A 16,586-nucleotide genomic window follows, 5' to 3' on the forward strand; every position below is an offset into this window, starting at 1 on the left:
GGCGTCAGTCCAGCGGATCGTCCGCCAATTCGGCCAGCCAGCTTTCCACGAAACTCAGGCCCGTCCACGCATCATGCGCCCATGGATCATTTGCAGCGCCCGGGTCGAGGTCATCCCGCCCCGTCTCCCACGTATCAGGCAGCCCATCGCCATCCGTGTCGCGCACCTGTGCCGGGTCGCGGATCGTCGCAAGATCCGGCCATCCTCCGACTTGCGTCACGTCGTCAATCACTTGCCCGGTGCAGGCGATGACATCTGCGGCAACCCGCGCATCGAGCGGATCAAGATCGCGGGTGCCTGCAATGCGATCTCCGGCATGGGCCAACACGTGATCGACGACCTTGGTGGCGGGCATTGGGGACACCGACAACATGGGCAAGCCGTCCGACACCTGCTGACCGCGCGCGGCGGCATCCAGCACCTCAAAACGGCGCAGCCGACAGCCCGTCGGCGTGCCCGTCACATTGTCCGCCGCCATCAGGCGGACGGTATTTTCATCCTCCCATTCGAACACCTGCACCGCCTCGGGCGTCTTGCGCACCGTGCTTGGACCCGTCAGCGCGACATTGCCGACATAGGCCACCTCGGCATCGCCAAGCAGGTCATAGACTTCGCCGAACTGGCTGATGGGATTGTAAAAGACGTTGTTGATGACCTCGATCGGGCCTATGGGTGTGGCCTTGATGTCCGGCATCCGGTCGCGGTGATGGGCAAAGAGGTTGCGCAGCAGACTGATGCGCCCGCAGGCGTTATAGGCCCCCTCGTCTGAACAGATCAGCGCACCCTTGGAATGGCGGCCCTTGGGATGGTTGGTGCGATCAAGGCTGAGGCTGAGGATACTGTCAGACAAGGTAATGTCCGAGGCGGTGCTGTTGGAGACATGGATGTTGAACGTCTCGTCCGTGGCAAAGGACATCGACAGGTTGTCGAGCATCACATGGCGCGCATTTTCAACAGTGATTGCGTCCACCGTGGGCGATGGGGCGCGGCTTGGGCCGGGACGCAGCTTGAGGTGGCGAATGACAACGTCATGGGCGTTCTTGACGATCAGGGGTCCGTGGCCGCCACCGATGATACGCAACTGCACCCCGTCGCCCGGTGCGGTCTGGCCCGCGACATAGACGTTGGACCCGACCATGATCGGGCCTCGCAGATCGATGGTGCCCGCGACCTCAAAGATGCAGATACGGGGGCGCGATCCGAGGTCCTGCGCACAGGCGCGCAAGCTGCCGGGGCCGGCATCGGCGAGGGTCGTGACGGCCACGATGGTCCCGCCCTTCCACCCCACCGCCTGCACGCCATAGCCATCCGCGCCGGGAAACGCCCCCTTGCCTGCCGCCCCGACCGGGGCACACAGGGCCAGCGACAGGGCCAGTCCCCCGGTCAGGCCGTGTCTAGCCCCGCTGATACGCATCATCGCCATAATAATGCGCATAGCCCCCATACCCGTAGGTGCGGTGTTTGCTGAGATCGACATCGTTGATGATCGTGCCCGCCACGGGGACGCTGTTGCGCTGCAACCGCTCGCAGGCATCGCGCAGCACGTCCTGAGTGGTTTTGCCCCACCGCACGACGAGGATCGAGTTGTCTACCAGACTGTTCAACCGACATGCCTCGTCCAGGATCAGCACCGGCGGGGTGTCAACCAGCACCAGATCGTAAGCCTCGTTCAGATGGGTTCGCAGCTCGCTCAGTTGCGCCTTGAACACATTGGGTGGGGTTTTGTTGCGCATCTTGATGCTCAGGAACTCAAGGCTGACATTTTCGGCCTCATCCAGCACCACAACGTCCGGGAGTTTGGCCCCGTCCAGCACATCCTCAAGCGAGGACTTCGAGCGGGACACTTCCAGCAAGGCGGCTGCCCCCTGCCGATGGAAATCGAGGTCGAGAAGAAGAACGCGCATCCCGTCCTGGGCCGCAGCGGTCGCAAGGGCGACGGCAACGGTGGATTTGCCTTCGTTGGGCAGACCCGAGGTCACCATCACAATGCGGCTTTTCTCGATCATGTTGAACCAGATCGTGAGGAACCCGCGCAACGCCTCGGTGAAGGCGGAATAGGGATGGGACAACATGAACATGCTCGGTTTGTAGAGGTTGCCGACATATTCATGTTTGAAGATCCTGGGGGTGTAGCCAAAGTTGGGCAACCCACTGACCGCACTGGTCTGATCTTCATTCCACAGCCGCGTGTTCACGCTTTCCAATGCGAGGGCTGCGACAAAAGACAACACCAACCCCGCCAAAACGCTGGCCGCCAAAGCCACAGGCGCGTTCGGAGAGGCGGCTTGCGACGGGATACGGGCAAAGGACACCTGCCGATCCCCCTGCACGATGAAATCGATCTGTGTTTCCAGATCGTTCAGCCGCTCGATCGAGCTTTGATAGCGCACGCGCAACAACTCCATCGCGCGTTCCTGGCTGAGCAATGACAGCTCGGCGCGGGTGCGGGCATGCAAGGCGGCTTGGGTCTGTTCAAGTTGGGCGGCGGCACGGGCCCCGGCACCGTCTTCGTCCGCACTGTCACCACGGGCCGCGACAATCGCCGTCAGACGATCAACATCCCCGCGCAATTGTATGGGCAGGTCCATATCATCAAGCTCGTTCTCGCGAATGAACGAAGCGAGAGCCAGTTCAGCTGCCGACAACTCTTCGCCCAGCATCTGCACCCGTTCGCGCAGGAAGGTGATCGAACTGCTGATCGCCTGTCTGCGTTTCTGGACGTTCTGTGCAATATAGGTTTCGGCCACCGCATTCGCGATATCCGCCGCCAGCGCCGCATCGGACGCGGTCGCAACGATCTGTACCGCAAGGCTTTCGCCCTCGCGGAACACGGAATAGGAACTCAGCATCTTGTCAATCATGCGCTCGCGCAGGCTGGCTTCTCCCTCAAGGACATCTGCGGTGTCAGTGTCCATGAAGGCGGGATTGTCATGGGGTTGAAGCGTGTCGAGCACCTGATAGGCAAACTCGCGCGAGCGCAGGATATTCAGCTCGGTCTCGATGGTGGCACGCGACAACTCGAACGTCTCAAGCTGCACATCGGAGGACCGCACACGGGTGTCCAGCGTCGTCAACACCACGGTCGAGCGGGTCTTGTATTCCGGCTCCATCGTGGAGACGATCACATAGGTGGCCGTGACGATTGCGGCAGTCACACAGACGATCAGCGCCATGCGGCGGCGGATGATCCGCCATATGCCGTCAAGCCCCACCCGTTCGTCCGAGCGCCCTGCAAGCGAGCTGAGGATGGTGTTTGGCGAAGTCATGCGTGGGTTCGTCTTGGGTTGGGTGTCTGACATGCTGGTATCGGTCATCTCATCCCTCCTTTCCTGCGCGGGCCAGATCGATGGGGCGCGTTGCGGATGTGGTTACAGTGGAACCGTCGATGGCCTGACGATATGCGGCGCGATGCGCCTCGATGTAGTGCGGGGTTGAGAACAGGGCCGAGACGCGGGCCCGCGCCGCCTTGCCCATCTGCATGCAATGCGCAGAACCACCTTTGATCATCTGGGCGATCTTGGCGGCTTGGGCGGCGGGATTACCGGGCGGCACGATATGCCCTGTGTCCCCGATCAGATAGGCGCAATCGCCCACATCCGTGGCCACGGCAGGCACCTCGCAGGCCATCGCCTCGCAGACGGCCAACGGAAACGCTTCGCCCCAGGCCGACGATAGCAGGAACAGGTCAAGCCCCGGCATCAATGCGTGAATGTCGTTACGGGCGGGTACCATGCTGATCCGGTCGCTCAGGCCCAGCTTGTGCATTTCGGCCTCGGCCGCGCTGCCTGTGTGGCCTGCGCCGATCATCACGCCGTGCACGTCGTGGCCCTGACTGCGCAGAATGCCGATGGCCCGGACCATGCTCACATGATCCTTCATGGGGTGGTTGCGGGCGGCATTGCCGATCAGGATCCGATCATCGCGCACCCCGATCATATCGCACAGGCGCGCCCGCCCATCGGGATCGGGACGAAAGACATCCGTGTCCACAGCATTGGGGATCAGCACCGCGCGCGCACGGGCCAGGCCGATCGCCTCGTGCTGAACGCGCGAGGCGTTCGAACAATAGGTGATCAGATTCACTCCCGGCGCGACGCGCGCCATCATCCGCAGCATGGCACGCGTGGTGCGGTTTTCATTGGCCACGTCCTGCAAGGAATGGTGGATGCCCCAGACCAGACCCGGTCGCGCCGCGCGGCGGCGGCCTGCGACCCCGGCCCATGCCGCAAGACAGCCATGATACATCCAGCCATGCACCACATCCGGGGCCGAGCGGCGCAGATGGGCACGCAACCTGCGCACCGCAGTGAGTGTGGACAGCGGCGATATCATCCCGAGGGAGGTTACCCTGCACCCGGTCTCGCGGATCGGTCCGGCGATGCTGCCATCATCCATCAGCGACACGACCTCGTGCTGCGCCGCTTCGGGGCCAAGGGCCGCCAGATAGCGTTGAAGCATGATTTGAGCCCCGCCAATATTGGTGCTGGTCACGACGTGGGTGATTTTCATCGCGTTCTCCTAGCGTTCGGATTGGGGGTAAGAGCGGACCACGGACGTGTGGCCCCTTGCGTGGCGGGCGGTGGCAGCGGCGTCGGCAATCACATCATCCCATTGCGCCATGATGATGGCCGGATCGAGCCGCACGCGCAGGGCAGTTGCGTTCTGAGCCATGGCGGCGCGCATCCTTGGTGCGGCGGCCAGGGCACCAAGAGCCTCCGCCAGAGCCATCACATCGCCCTGCGGCACAAGGCGGCCATTCACCCCGTCTTCGATCAACTCCTGGGGGCCGAAATCGCAATCAAAGGCGACCACGGGGCGGGCATTGACCAGGCCCTCGGCCACGACATTGGGAAAGCCTTCGTAGCGGCTCGACAGCACCAGAATGTCAGTGTCTGCGATCCATGCACCCGGTGTCGTGCTGTTGCCAGGCAGGTCTACGACGTGCTCCAGACCAAGGGCAGTGCGCTGCGCCTCAAGGGCGGCGCGCTGTTCGCCCTCACCGTAGATCGTCAGGCGCAAGTCCGGGTGTTGCCCATGCAGCAGCGCCATGGCGCGCAACAACAGATCAAAGCCTTTTTGATGCGACAGCCGCCCGACAGCCGCCAGCCGTGGGGGATTTACGACTGGCGGGTCGGACTGTCCCGCGCGGGGCGCGCAGGGATTGGGAATCACGTGGGCGTTGTCGCGGGCGCGTGTCGGCACATCTCGGCAGGCCCGTTTGGTCTGCATCACGATCCGCGCGGCCTGAGGCATGAGCGCCGACTGCGCATGCCGCCAGAACGGGTGTGCGGCCTGGGCCTGCACATTGTTGCGCTCGGACACGATGACGGGGATGTAGGTGCCAAGTGCGGCGATCAGGGTCTGGACGTTGATCTTGGTCAAAAAGGACACCACCACATCCGGTTCATGGGTGCGGATCAGGGCGCGGATGGCGCGTGTGCGGCGCAGCATGCTCAGCCGGGCGCGGCGCGGCTGCGGCGGGTCCAACACGTGCAGGCTCACCCCCTCGGGGTATTCGAAATAGGACCCTTCGGGTGGGCAGGTCATGGCCGCCACATGCACCTCATCGCCCAGTCGGGCGCGATGCGCGGCGATCATCGCCACGATCTTTTCGGCACCGCCCGCGCCAAAGCCCGCCTGTATGATGAGGAGTTTCATCCGCCCTACTCCGCCGCCTCGATCCGGGCGCGGTCCGGGGACCAGCGCGTGTGATCGGGTGGCGTGTGGCCGCCGTTCAACTCGGATTCGATCAACGGGCGGCCAAGGCCCTTGGACTGCAAGAAGATGCGCCCGATATATTCACCCATGATCCCCAGAAACATTGCGTTCAGGGTCATCGACAGCAGCAACAGGATGGTGGTGGTGGCAAAGCCCGCAGGCCAGTCGGCCCCGAACACAAACTTGCCCACGATATAGCCAATCATCAGCAGGAAGGTGGACAGGCCCACAAACAGGCTGATCATCGAAGCCAGCCGCAGCGGCAATAGCGAGTGGTTGATCAACCCGTCAATTGCCAGCGATAACATGGCCTTGAAGGGGAACTTTGACTCGCCAGCGGTGCGCGCCTGACGGTCGTAATCAAAGCCGATCTGGGAAAATCCCATTCCGCTGATCAGGCCGCGCACATATGGCGACTGGTCATCGATCTGGCGCAGCTCGTCAAGAATGCGCCGGTCCGTGAGGCGAAATTCACCCGCGTTGCGCGGCAGATCATCATTGCTGATCAGATCGATGAGGGCGTAGAACGCGCGCCGGGCGGCAGCCACGACTGGCCCATCGGGCAGGCTTTTGCGCACGCCATAAACCACGTGATAACCTTGACGCCATTGATCAAGCATTTGCGGGATCAACTCGGGCGGGTCCTGCATGTCGCAATCAAGCTGGATGGCGCACGCCCCCCGTGCCGCGCGATAGGCTGTCAGCACAGATTTCTGATAACCGACATTGCGCGAAAAGCGGATCACCCGGACCCGTTCATCCGCCGCCGACATCTCGGACAGGATATCAAAGGTGCGATCATCCGAATGATTGTCGGTAAAGATCACCTCCATCTCGTACCCGTCCAGCCCGTCAAAGACAGTACGCACACGATCATAGGCCGTGCGCACGTTCGCCTCTTCGTTGAGGGCGGGGATCAGGATCGACACAAGGGTGCTCATGCCGCACCTGTCTGGGTCAATTGCGCTGCGGGGGTGCGGCGTGGCGGGGTGGCGTGTGATGGTGTCCATTCGAGTGTCCTTTTCAGCCCCTCCTCAAGGGGAATGCGCGCGCTCCAGCCCAGGGTCTGTTGGGCCAGTGCTGCGCTGGCGATCAATTCGGTTGCCGGTGTGGTTTGGGTTTTCTGTGTCAGCAGCGCAGGGCGCGCGCCGCAGGCCCGCAGCACATCACGGCCCAGTTGCGCCATCGTGGGGGCCTGCCCGGTGCTGAGGTTGACAAGGTCGGGGGCGGCGTGTCCGGCATCCGCCACGGCCAAAAGGCCAGCCACCACGTCATCGATATGGATCATATCGCGCCGATCCAGCGGGCGGTGCAGGGTCAGGCGTTTGCCCCCTTGGCAGGCCCTGATCAATTGCGGGATCAGGAAATCAGGGTTTTGCATCGGCCCATAAGTGAGGGCCAGCCGTACGGTTATTGCCGCATAGGGCAGCCGCGCGCGCACCGATTGCAAATAGTGGGTGGCTGCACACATCGAGGCGGCATAGGCCCCGCGCGGCGCTTCGCGCAGACGCTCGTCATAGGGTATGGCCACATCACCATATTCCGCGATGGTGCCGCTGCGCACCAGCACCGCGGGCGGCACATCGCAGGCTGCCGCCACCAGCGTCACAAGCGGGCTCAGATTGTCCTCAAGGCTTTGGGCCGTATCCCCCAGATCATCCTGCGCCACATAACGGGTGGTGGCGCCCAGATGGAAAATCACATCCGCCTTGGCCACCCGCAGGGCCTGCCGCACGCTGCCCACATCAGCAAAGTCGGCACGCAGCAGCGCGATCCGGGGGCGCATGCCATCCAGACGCGCAAGCGATGAGCCTGCGCGCGCCAACACCGTCACCCGGTCGCCACGCGCAAGGCAGGCGCGCACCAAGTGCGCCCCGACAAAGCCCGTACCCCCTGTGATCAGAATGGATGCCATCGCCCTGCCCGCCTAGTCCGAGTCGGCACCAACGATGCGCGGCATCGGCAGGGGCACGATGAACTTGCCGCCCGTGGCTTCATAATCGGACAGCTGCGTGCGGATCTCGTCAAAGAAATTCCAGGCCAGAACAAGCATGTAATCCGGCTTACGCTCGGCCACCGCCGTGGGCGCGAGGATCGGGATTTTTGACCCCGGCGCATAGAGTCCTTGTTTCAGCGGATTGCGATCCACAAGGAAATCAAGGGTTTCCGGCCCGATCCCAAAGTAGTTGAGCAAGGTGTTGCCCTTGGCGGGTGCACCATATCCGGCAATTGTCTGACCTTTGGCCTTAATGTCAGACAACAGGGCCAGCAGCTCGACCTTCATCTCTTGGACCCGCGCGGCAAAGTCGAGATATCCGTCGCGATCCAGCAGACCGGCGGCACGCTCGTTCTCAATCATCTCGGCAACGATCGGGGTGGGTGTCACGCCTTGCGACGCCTTGCGCATAAACACCCGCATGGACCCGCCATGCACCGGCAATTTCGTCACATCCACGACGTCAAAGCCCGTCGCCTGTCCCAGTTTGACAATGGACAGCAGGCTCAGCTCGGACATGTGTTCGTGATAGACGTTGTCGAACTCGTTGGTTTCCATGATGGCCTTGCCCCACGGCACCTCGATGACAAAGGTCCCATCCTCGGCAAGCAGAATGTCGACAGAGGCCATGAAACCGTGCAGATCGCCGATGTGGTTGAAGGTGTTGGAGGTCGCGATGGCCTGCGCGCGGCCATGCGCGTCGACCACATCCTGCGCGGTTTCGGGGGTCAGATAGGCGACGTGCACCTCGACGCCCTGCTTGGCCGCGATCTCGGCCAGATTGGCTGCGGGGTCGATGCCGAGGGTGCGGGACCCGTTGGCATTGGCAAAGCCAAGCATCAGCCCGTCATTGCATCCGATGTCGATGATCAACCCACCTTTCGCAATTCCTTCAAGGACTTGAGCGAAGGATTTAAAGTGCGTGTGCATCGTGGTCGCACCCGACGGCACATAAAGGTAGTGGGTAAAGAACCCTTCGGGGATTTGATCGGCCACCTGAATCAGGCCGCAATCCAGACACCCCTGGGTGTTGAGCGGAAAGGCCGGTTGGGGATCGTTCAACTCTTCGGGCCGCACGAACATGTTTGCGGGGGGATGATTGCCCATCGGCAGAAAGGTCAGCAAGTTTTCCGACCGGCAGCAGCGGCAGGTTTTCAATGTGCTGTTCAGTGCAACTTGAGTGTTCATATCCGTGTCCTTTTCAAAGTCTTCAATTCAAAAATTCAAAAAATTCGAGGGGCGCGCCGCTTATTGTGCGCCGCGATATTGGGCAATGATGTCCTTGGCGGTGATGGTGTGGGCGGCTTTCTTGCCTAGGAAAAAGACGCCGCTTGCACCGTCCACCGCGTATTCTTCGGGGATCAGATGATCGAGATAGCGCAGCCAGAAAAAGGCCAGTTTTGCAATGCTGCCCACCTTGCGCGAGCGGAACAGCCCCCGGAATAAATAGTCGATGGACCAGATCATCTGCGTGCCCGGCCCCCCGCTTGACCCCGAGGTGACGCGGTCGAATTGGCGAAACAGATAGCGGTGTCCGCTTTCGGTGAACCGCGTGAAATCATAAGGCCCTTCATGCACTTGCTGCATGAACGGGGTCTCGGCATAGACCAGCCCGCCTGGCTTCAGTACCCGCCAGATCTCGGCGACCACCACTTCGGGACGCAGCACATGTTCCAGCACGGCCTGCACCACAACCCCGTCAAAGGCACCGTTCTGGATCGGAATGTTATGGGCATCGGCCACAAAGTGGATTTCAGGCGACGGGTAGATATCAAGCGCCACCAGCTTGATCGCCGGATCCTCATAGAGCGCATCCATCCCCTGCCCGACCGTCCCGCCGCCAATCACCAGCACCACAGGTTCGGGGTTGGTCGCCTTGAGCGCACGCATAAACGCTTGCGTGTTCTCCAGCGTCGACTCCTTGATCGGAGAGACCAGCCGCTTGAGCCGACCGATAAGGCCGGAATAGTGGCGGCGTTCGATCTGGCCTGCATCCGCCCCTTTCAGGTCATCGATGTCGATCACGGAATTGGCGAAATCGACATAGATCGGCAACCCGTCGGACTGGGTGGCAGACGTGGTCGTGGCCCCCGCGGGGTCGGGTGCAGTGTCTGGCCAGTCAACAAGGCTGTCTACGATTTTGCGATCTGCGAGGGGCATTTCATTCTCCTGAAAGGGCGCAGGCTTAGGCGGCCGTGTGGGTCGCGCTGCGGCTTTGATATTGCGCGGCGAATGCCTCGAACTGTTCGTGCACATAGGCGACATGGGCGTCCGTCAGCCCGTGGTGACAGGCCAGCAGGATACCGCCCCGCATAACGGCATCCGACACCGGATAGCCGCCCGCAGCTGTGCGATACTCAAGGTCTTTCATCGCCGGTTGGCGCAGAATGTTTCCGGTAAAGACGGGCCGCGTCTGAATGTCGGCCCTTTCCAGGAACATCTGCATTTCGCGCCGGGTAAACGGCACGTCATCGCGCAGCGTCAGCGGGAATGACAACCAGCCCGTGCGCGAGTCCGGCAACTGGCGCGGCAGAACGAACCAGTCTTCGTATTGCTGGAAGAACGCGAGGTGGCTGGCAAAGTTCTTTTCCCGCTCGGAGATATTCAGGTCCAGCTTATCGAGCTGCACAAGGCCGAAGGCGGCACTGATCTCGGAGGGTTCGAGGTTATACCCAAGTGCTTCAAAGACGAATTTTGCATCATATTCAATACCGTCCAGTTCGACGTTAAAGCGATTTTCGATGGTCTCACTTTCCACGAACAAGGACGAGCTGCGCCCCCATGACCGGAGCAGAACCGCCTTGCGCGCGAGGTCGGGGTCGTTGACGCACAGCATGCCGCCATTGCCCGCGCCGTTGATCACATGGCTGCCGTAAAAGCTGGTGGTCGAGACATCGGAATAGCGGCCCGTGCTGCGCCCTTGCATGGTGGCACCCAACGTGTCGGCACTGTCTTCGATCACGCGCAGCCCGTGCTTGTCAGCCAAGGCGCGGATGGCTTTCCAATCCGGCAGGTTCCCGATCAGCGAGGGGATCATCAGCGCACTTGTCTTGTCGGTGATCATCGCTTCGATCTTGGCCACATCGATGTTGTAGGTGCCCTCTTGGGCATCGACAAAGGCCGGGATCAGCCCGTGCCGGATCAGCGGTGCAACAGTGGTGGCAAAGGTCAGCGCCGGGGTGATCACCTCGCTGCCTTTGGGCAGGTCAAGGATTTCGACCGCAAGGTAGTTGGCGGACGATCCGGAATTCACCATGATCCCGTGCTTTTTGTCGAACAGTGCGGCGACCCGCGCCTGCATCTTGTGCACGCGTGGCCCCATCTGGGTCGAGGTCTGCAAGACTTCGACCACCGCATCAATCTCTTCCTGACCGTGGACGGTCTGACCGTAATTCACTCTCATTTCTGGACTCCTGACGTTTTACCTGGTTGGACACTGAGCGTGCCTGTCATAAGGGGTTCGCGGCGGCGGCTGGCTTGGGCCGCGATGATGGGAACCGGGGTGGCATGGGTGCCCTGCCCGTCCATGCGGCCGCAAAATGTACTGAGTTGCGCGTCCGTAAGGGCGACCATCCCGTGGCCTTCGGCATGGTGGCGATACCACTCAATGGTCATACCAACCGCTTCGCTGAGGCTGAGCTGGGGTCGCCAGCCCAGCCGTGTGTGGGCCTTGGTGCTGTCGAGGCGCAACAGACCTGCCTCGTGCATTTGGTGGCCGGGGGCCGCGTCCTGCGCATCGCCGTACAGGATCTCGGGGCCGCCCGCGCCCCATGCCTCGCAGATTTCCTGCGTCAACTGGCGCACCGGCACGGTCGAGGACACATCGGGGCCAAAGTTCCACGCCCCCTCAAAAGGGGCTCCGTGCTGAAACAGACGTGCCGCGAGCGCCATGTATCCCGACACCGGCTCAAGCACGTGCTGCCAGGGGCGCACGCTGCCCGGATTGCGGATCTTGACCGGGCGTTTGTTGGCTGCGGCGCGCACGATATCGGGCACAAGGCGTTCCAGCCCCCAATCGCCACCGCCAAAGACATTGCCCGCCCGCACCGTGGCCAGCCGGGCCCCACCCTCTTTGTTGAAGAACGAGCGGCGATAGGCGTGGGCCAGGATTTCGGTACACCCTTTGGAAGCGCTGTAAGGGTCCGCCCCGCCCAGGGGGTCGGCCTCGCGGTAGCCCCATTCCCATTCGTTGTTCTCGTAGCATTTGTCGCTGGTGACCACGATGATCGCCTTGAGCGACGGCATCCGCTGCGCCAGTTCCAGCACGTGCGCTGTGCCCATCACATTGGTCGCAAATGTCTCGACCGGATAGGAATAGGAGCGGCGCACAAGCGGTTGGGCGGCCATGTGGATCAGGATTTCCGCATCCACCGTACCCATCACCTTGCTGAGCCGTACACGGTCGGTAATGTCCGCCATCCGGCTGTCCACCGACCGCGCAACCCCGCAGGCTTCAAAGAAGCTGGGCCCGGTTTCGGGCGGCAATGCAATGCCGGTGACCTCGGCCCCGAGCCGGGCAAGCCACAGCGACATCCACCCGCCCTTGAAACCCGTGTGCCCCGTCAAAAGCACCCGTCGCCCTGCGAACACGCCGTCGAAATCTGATCCGATCTGAGCCGACATCGTTCTGACCCTTAAATCGCCACGGCCGGGATACGCTCCGGCTGATAGGCGTCAAAGTCCATCCAGGGCGGCGTGTCGTCTTCGCACAGCGCGTTCAGCGTGTTGCGGTCGCGCACCGTGTCCATGGGATGCCAGAATCCGTTGTGGCGGTAGGCCATCAACTGCCCGTCCTTGGCCATCTGGCTGAGCGGGGTCTGTTCCAGCGGTTCGTTGTCATCGACCATGTAGTCAAGGACGCCGGGTTCAAAGACGAAGTAGCCGCCGTTGATCCAGGTGTCGCGCCCATGCACCTTTTCGGTGAAGGCGTTGACCCGGTCCCCTTGCAGATCGATGTTGCCAAAGCGCGCGGGCGGCTGCACGGCCGTGACCGTCGCCAGCTTGCCATGCGAGCGGTGAAAGTCGAGCAGCGCGTCGATGTCGATATTGCCCAGCCCATCGGAATAGGTGCACATGAACGTCTCGCCGTTCAGCCAGTCCTTGAGGCGGCGGATGCGCCCGCTGGTCATGGTGTTGGCCCCGGTGTCGACCACCGACACGTTCCACCCGCCGGGTGCCGAGGGCACCAATGTCATCTCGCCACTGTCCAGCGCCACGGTGATGTTGTTCGAAATCAGGTGGTAGTTGGCAAAGAACTGTTTGAGCAGCAGCGCCTTGTAGCCTGCCGCAATCACGAAATCGCGGTGGCCGAAGTTGCTGTAGATATCCATGACCCGCGCGATGATCGGGCGTCCGCCGACCTCGACCATGGGTTTGGGAATGGACACCGTTTCTTCGGCAAGTCTGGATCCAAGGCCTCCGGCCAGAAGTATCGTCTTCATTTGAATGGTTCCTTCTTTATGTCTTTTGAAAAAACGGGCGTGGTCACACCGTAAAAATCGGCATGGGCGCTGTGGGGAAAAATGGGCGCAGCTGTCATTTCGCGACCTCCCCCCGGGCAATAAACAAAACGCCGTCGCCATAGCGGTTGGACAGGCTTTGCGCGGCAGCGGGCTGATAGCCATGGGCCTGCGCATAGGCGCGCATGGGCCCTTCAAGGTCCGGCTCATAGCCCAGCAAAAGGGCCGCAGGGGGTGTAGCTTCAAACAGCGCGGCCATGCCATCCGGCCCGGACATCACGAAATGCCCGGCCAGATCAGGTGTGATGAAATCCGCCACCCGGTAGGCGAATTGCCCGGTGGCGATTTCGGGATAGACCTCCAGCCCTTCTTCCAGCGGATAAAGGGGCATCAGCGTCGCGATGGGGCCAGTCAGCCCCGCCTCACTCAGCACCGATGCGATCTCGCGCCCGCCCGCGTCGAACTGCGCCACCTCGGTCTGGGCCGGGGCGCGCAGGGCCAGCAGTCCGGGGCCAAGCCGGGGCAGCGCCAGAAACACCATCAGGATCATGCCAGCCGCCAATGCAGGCACAAGCGCACGCATGGTCTGCGGATCAAGCGCGCGCACCAAGACCGCGCCCACAAAGGGCAGGAACACAACCGGAGCCGCATAATATTGCGGAAAGGCAGGTGTGGGCACTAAGCTCATCACCATGGTGGTGCCCAGAACAGCGAGGGTCAGCAGCAGCGCACCCCACTCAATCCCTTTGGCCCGTTCTCGCGCCCCTGTCAGCACAAGCCAGCCCGAGGCCACGACGCCAAGGGTCAGCAACAGCGCGCCCCCCGACAGCCAACCGGCATAGGCCATCACCACCTTGTCACGCAGGCTCATGGCAAGCTCGGGCTCGGTGTGGCGAAAGGCCTCCCAATAGGCGATGTGGGGGCCGGTATGAAATCCGGTCACGTGGGCCATGAACACCTCGGGCGCGCTCAGCAATTGCAGGAACAATGGCGCAGCACCCAAAAGCCCCCCGATCAGGGCGGGCAGCACAACACGGCGCAGCCGCTGCACAAAGCCGAGGGTGCGCGGCAGCAGAAAGGCTCCGATCACCAAGGGCGGAATGATCACAACGGCGCTGATCTTCATCCCCGTGGCAATCGACAGACACAGGCCCGCGCAAAACAGAGGCGCGGCACGCACGGGGCCCCGAAGCGCTTCGTTCAGGAACAGGCCCAACGCAAGCACCCCAAAGCTGAGCGGCAACAGGTTGTTCGACGCCGCCATGCCAGCCTGCCCCAACAACGTTTCGTTGGTGATGAGCGCAACCCCGGTAAAGATCGCAAGCATCGGCGCGCGTGACACGACGTAGACGCCCCACATGGCAGCCCCCAGCAACAGCAGCCAGCCTGCAAAGACCGCAAGACGTGCCGACATCAACAGCCCCAGATCGCCAAAGGCCAGATAGCTGCCGCGAAACAGCCAGGCGGAATATGGCAGGTGGTTGTAGAAGAAATCGGTATAGAGATCGAAGCGGCCCAACAGATGCGCGGGTGCAACGAACAGCATCTCGTCCCGGCGAATACCGAAGTCCATGATGCGGCCAAACAGGGCGATCAGCAAGATCAGCCCACCGATCACCGCGACGATCAGTATCAGGCGCGATTTGGGTGCGTGCTGTGTCTGTGTGGTGCGTACAGCACCGGGCAGCGACGGTGTATGTGCCACATCAGTCATCGGACAGACCTCCGCGCAGTGGCACGCCAAGGGCGGCGGAGACGCCGATATAGGATGCGACGACGATCAAGGGCAGCGCGAGTGCCTGCGCCAGATAAGGGTTCAGCCCCCCGGCCAGCAGCACCGTCAACAGCGCGGCGTTCAACGCATAAAGTGCGACATAGATCAGGATATACCGGGGCAGTCGTGCGGTACCCTGCACCCCAAAGACAAGGCGTGCATGGGTTGTGTAGTTCCACAGAACCCCCAGCCCGAATTGCGCAATCAGCGCGATCTGTGGGGCCGCCCCCATCCAGATCGTGGCGGCATAGACGCCGTAACCGAACCCGGTGTTGAGCACACCCGCACCCAGAAACCGCAGCACGCGTGCCCGGAACTGGGGCGCGGCTCTGGCGGCGTCGGTGCCCGGATCAAAGGGCAGATCAATGGGATAGCGCATCTGTTTCATGCCACGGACTCCACGCTTGCGCTCAGCGGGGTTGCGGGGGTGGTGGCATGAGCCACGCACGGGGCCTCAAGCCCCATATTGGTCAGCAACAGGGCGTTGACCTTGTGCACATCATAACGCTCGATCACGCGGTCATGTGCTGCCTGCCCCATTGTCCGGGCCAATGTAGGGTCTGCGATAAACTGGGCCATGGCGGTCGCCAGGGCCGGCGCATCATCGCAAGGCACAACCCGGCCCGATATGCCGTCCTCAATGGTTTCGCCGCAACCCGGCGCGTCGGTGGTGATGACGGGCAAACCGCTTGCCATTGCCTCAAGAATGGTGCGTGGCACCCCTTCGCGCAGCATGGTGGGCAGAACGAACACCCCGGCAGAGGCCAGATGCGGGCGCACATCGCGGGTCTCGCCCAGATAGGTCAACAGCCCCTCTGCCTGCCACTGTTCGATCTGCGCCAACGGAATCGCGTCGGGGTTCGTATCAAGCGGGCCGAGCACGCCAAGGTCAAAGTCATGGCCCCGCGCGCGCAACAGCCGTGCGGCCTCTGCCAGCACCTCCAACCCCTTGCTTTTCAAAAGCCGCCCCACAAAGAGGAAGCGGAATTGGGCCGGTGTCACGGTGCCGGGCGCAAAGCGACGGGTGTCCACACCCGATCCGGGCACATCCACCAAAGGCACGTTGTCCGGGATCAGACGCAGGCTGCGAATGTCGCGGCGTTCCTGCCGGTTATAGCAAAACGCGGCTGTCACATGGCGCAACGCCATCCGGTGCAAGGCGACGACAATGGCGCGCACCACACGGCGCCGCCCGCGCGGGCGCGCCTTGGAAAACGCATAGCCAAGGCCTGTGAACAGTGCATAGCGGCGTGGCACGCCAGCCATATGGCCTGCCCAGCATCCATAGAGGATCGGTTTCATCGTGTAGCCGACCACCACATCCGGGTGCAGGGCCGACAACAGCTGCGAGATGGTGCGCAGCGTGCGCAGATCGGCCAACGGGTTCAGCCCGGTGCGCTGCATGGGCACGGCATGACAAGTGATCCCTTCGCTTTGCAACTGGGCACGGGTGTCGGGATCAAAGTCGGGCGCAAGTGCTGTCACTCGGTGGCCCTGCGCCATCATCCGGCGCATCAGATCCAGCCGGAAATTCACCAGTGACCAGGCCAGACTTGCGATCACAACCACGTGCTGGGAGGTCACCGGGGTCACCTCCACGGCATCGTCAGGAGAAACCACTCCCGTTCGCCGCAAGTGC

14 protein-coding genes are annotated in these 16,586 nt (G+C 62.3%); all 14 read right to left on the minus strand.

What is annotated here, in order from left to right:
* Positions 1 to 4 precede the first annotated feature (4 nt).
* The 14 genes from Q0859_RS03695 to Q0859_RS03760 all read right to left on the minus strand — a co-directional run bounded on the left by Q0859_RS03695 (position 5) and on the right by Q0859_RS03760 (position 16,567).
* Entirely contained in the window at positions 5 to 1,423 is a 1,419-nt protein-coding gene (locus tag Q0859_RS03695; protein WP_299147643.1) for a hypothetical protein, read from the minus strand.
* Entirely contained in the window at positions 1,395 to 3,314 is a 1,920-nt protein-coding gene (locus Q0859_RS03700; RefSeq protein WP_299147649.1) for an AAA family ATPase, read from the minus strand. Before Q0859_RS03700 ends, Q0859_RS03695 begins: the two co-directional genes overlap by 29 nt.
* A gap of 1 nt (position 3,315) precedes the next feature.
* Positions 3,316 to 4,509 (minus strand): glycosyltransferase, encoded by a 1,194-nt coding sequence (locus Q0859_RS03705; protein ID WP_299147652.1) that lies wholly within the window; start codon positions 4,507 to 4,509, stop codon positions 3,316 to 3,318.
* Between the two features lie 9 nt (positions 4,510 to 4,518).
* Positions 4,519 to 5,658 carry a glycosyltransferase gene (locus Q0859_RS03710; RefSeq protein ID WP_299147654.1) on the minus strand — a complete coding sequence of 380 codons (1,140 nt, stop codon included), beginning with the start codon at positions 5,656 to 5,658 and terminating at the stop codon, positions 4,519 to 4,521.
* A gap of 5 nt (positions 5,659 to 5,663) precedes the next feature.
* Entirely contained in the window at positions 5,664 to 6,659 is a 996-nt protein-coding gene (locus Q0859_RS03715) for a glycosyltransferase family 2 protein (protein ID WP_299147658.1), read from the minus strand.
* Positions 6,656 to 7,633 (minus strand): NAD(P)-dependent oxidoreductase, encoded by a 978-nt coding sequence (locus tag Q0859_RS03720; protein ID WP_299147661.1) that lies wholly within the window; start codon positions 7,631 to 7,633, stop codon positions 6,656 to 6,658. Before Q0859_RS03720 ends, Q0859_RS03715 begins: the two co-directional genes overlap by 4 nt.
* A gap of 12 nt (positions 7,634 to 7,645) precedes the next feature.
* Complete coding sequence (locus Q0859_RS03725; protein ID WP_299147664.1) at positions 7,646 to 8,902, minus strand: class I SAM-dependent methyltransferase; 1,257 nt, start codon at positions 8,900 to 8,902, stop codon at positions 7,646 to 7,648.
* 60 nt (positions 8,903 to 8,962) lie between these two features.
* On the minus strand, positions 8,963 to 9,874 hold the full coding sequence (locus Q0859_RS03730) for a class I SAM-dependent methyltransferase (protein WP_299147666.1): 912 nt from the start codon (positions 9,872 to 9,874) through the stop codon (positions 8,963 to 8,965).
* Positions 9,875 to 9,899: 25 nt separating this feature from the next.
* A complete protein-coding gene (locus tag Q0859_RS03735; protein ID WP_299147668.1) occupies positions 9,900 to 11,117 on the minus strand; it encodes an aminotransferase class I/II-fold pyridoxal phosphate-dependent enzyme in 1,218 nt (405 codons plus the stop codon).
* Positions 11,114 to 12,337, minus strand: coding sequence for a CDP-glucose 4,6-dehydratase (gene rfbG, locus Q0859_RS03740; protein ID WP_299147671.1), 1,224 nt, complete (start codon positions 12,335 to 12,337; stop codon positions 11,114 to 11,116). Before rfbG ends, Q0859_RS03735 begins: the two co-directional genes overlap by 4 nt.
* 11 nt (positions 12,338 to 12,348) lie before the next feature.
* Positions 12,349 to 13,155 carry a glucose-1-phosphate cytidylyltransferase gene (gene rfbF / locus Q0859_RS03745; protein WP_299147676.1) on the minus strand — a complete coding sequence of 269 codons (807 nt, stop codon included), beginning with the start codon at positions 13,153 to 13,155 and terminating at the stop codon, positions 12,349 to 12,351.
* A 94-nt stretch (positions 13,156 to 13,249) separates the two neighbouring features.
* Positions 13,250 to 14,887 (minus strand): hypothetical protein, encoded by a 1,638-nt coding sequence (locus tag Q0859_RS03750; RefSeq protein WP_299147679.1) that lies wholly within the window; start codon positions 14,885 to 14,887, stop codon positions 13,250 to 13,252.
* Complete coding sequence (locus tag Q0859_RS03755; RefSeq protein ID WP_299147682.1) at positions 14,880 to 15,335, minus strand: GtrA family protein; 456 nt, start codon at positions 15,333 to 15,335, stop codon at positions 14,880 to 14,882. The genes Q0859_RS03750 and Q0859_RS03755 overlap by 8 nt, the downstream gene beginning before the upstream one ends.
* A complete protein-coding gene (locus Q0859_RS03760) occupies positions 15,332 to 16,567 on the minus strand; it encodes a glycosyltransferase family 4 protein (RefSeq protein WP_299147684.1) in 1,236 nt (411 codons plus the stop codon). The genes Q0859_RS03755 and Q0859_RS03760 overlap by 4 nt, the downstream gene beginning before the upstream one ends.
* Positions 16,568 to 16,586 lie beyond the last annotated feature (19 nt).

The organism is uncultured Tateyamaria sp., assembly GCF_947497045.1.
GTDB lineage: Bacteria > Pseudomonadota > Alphaproteobacteria > Rhodobacterales > Rhodobacteraceae > Tateyamaria.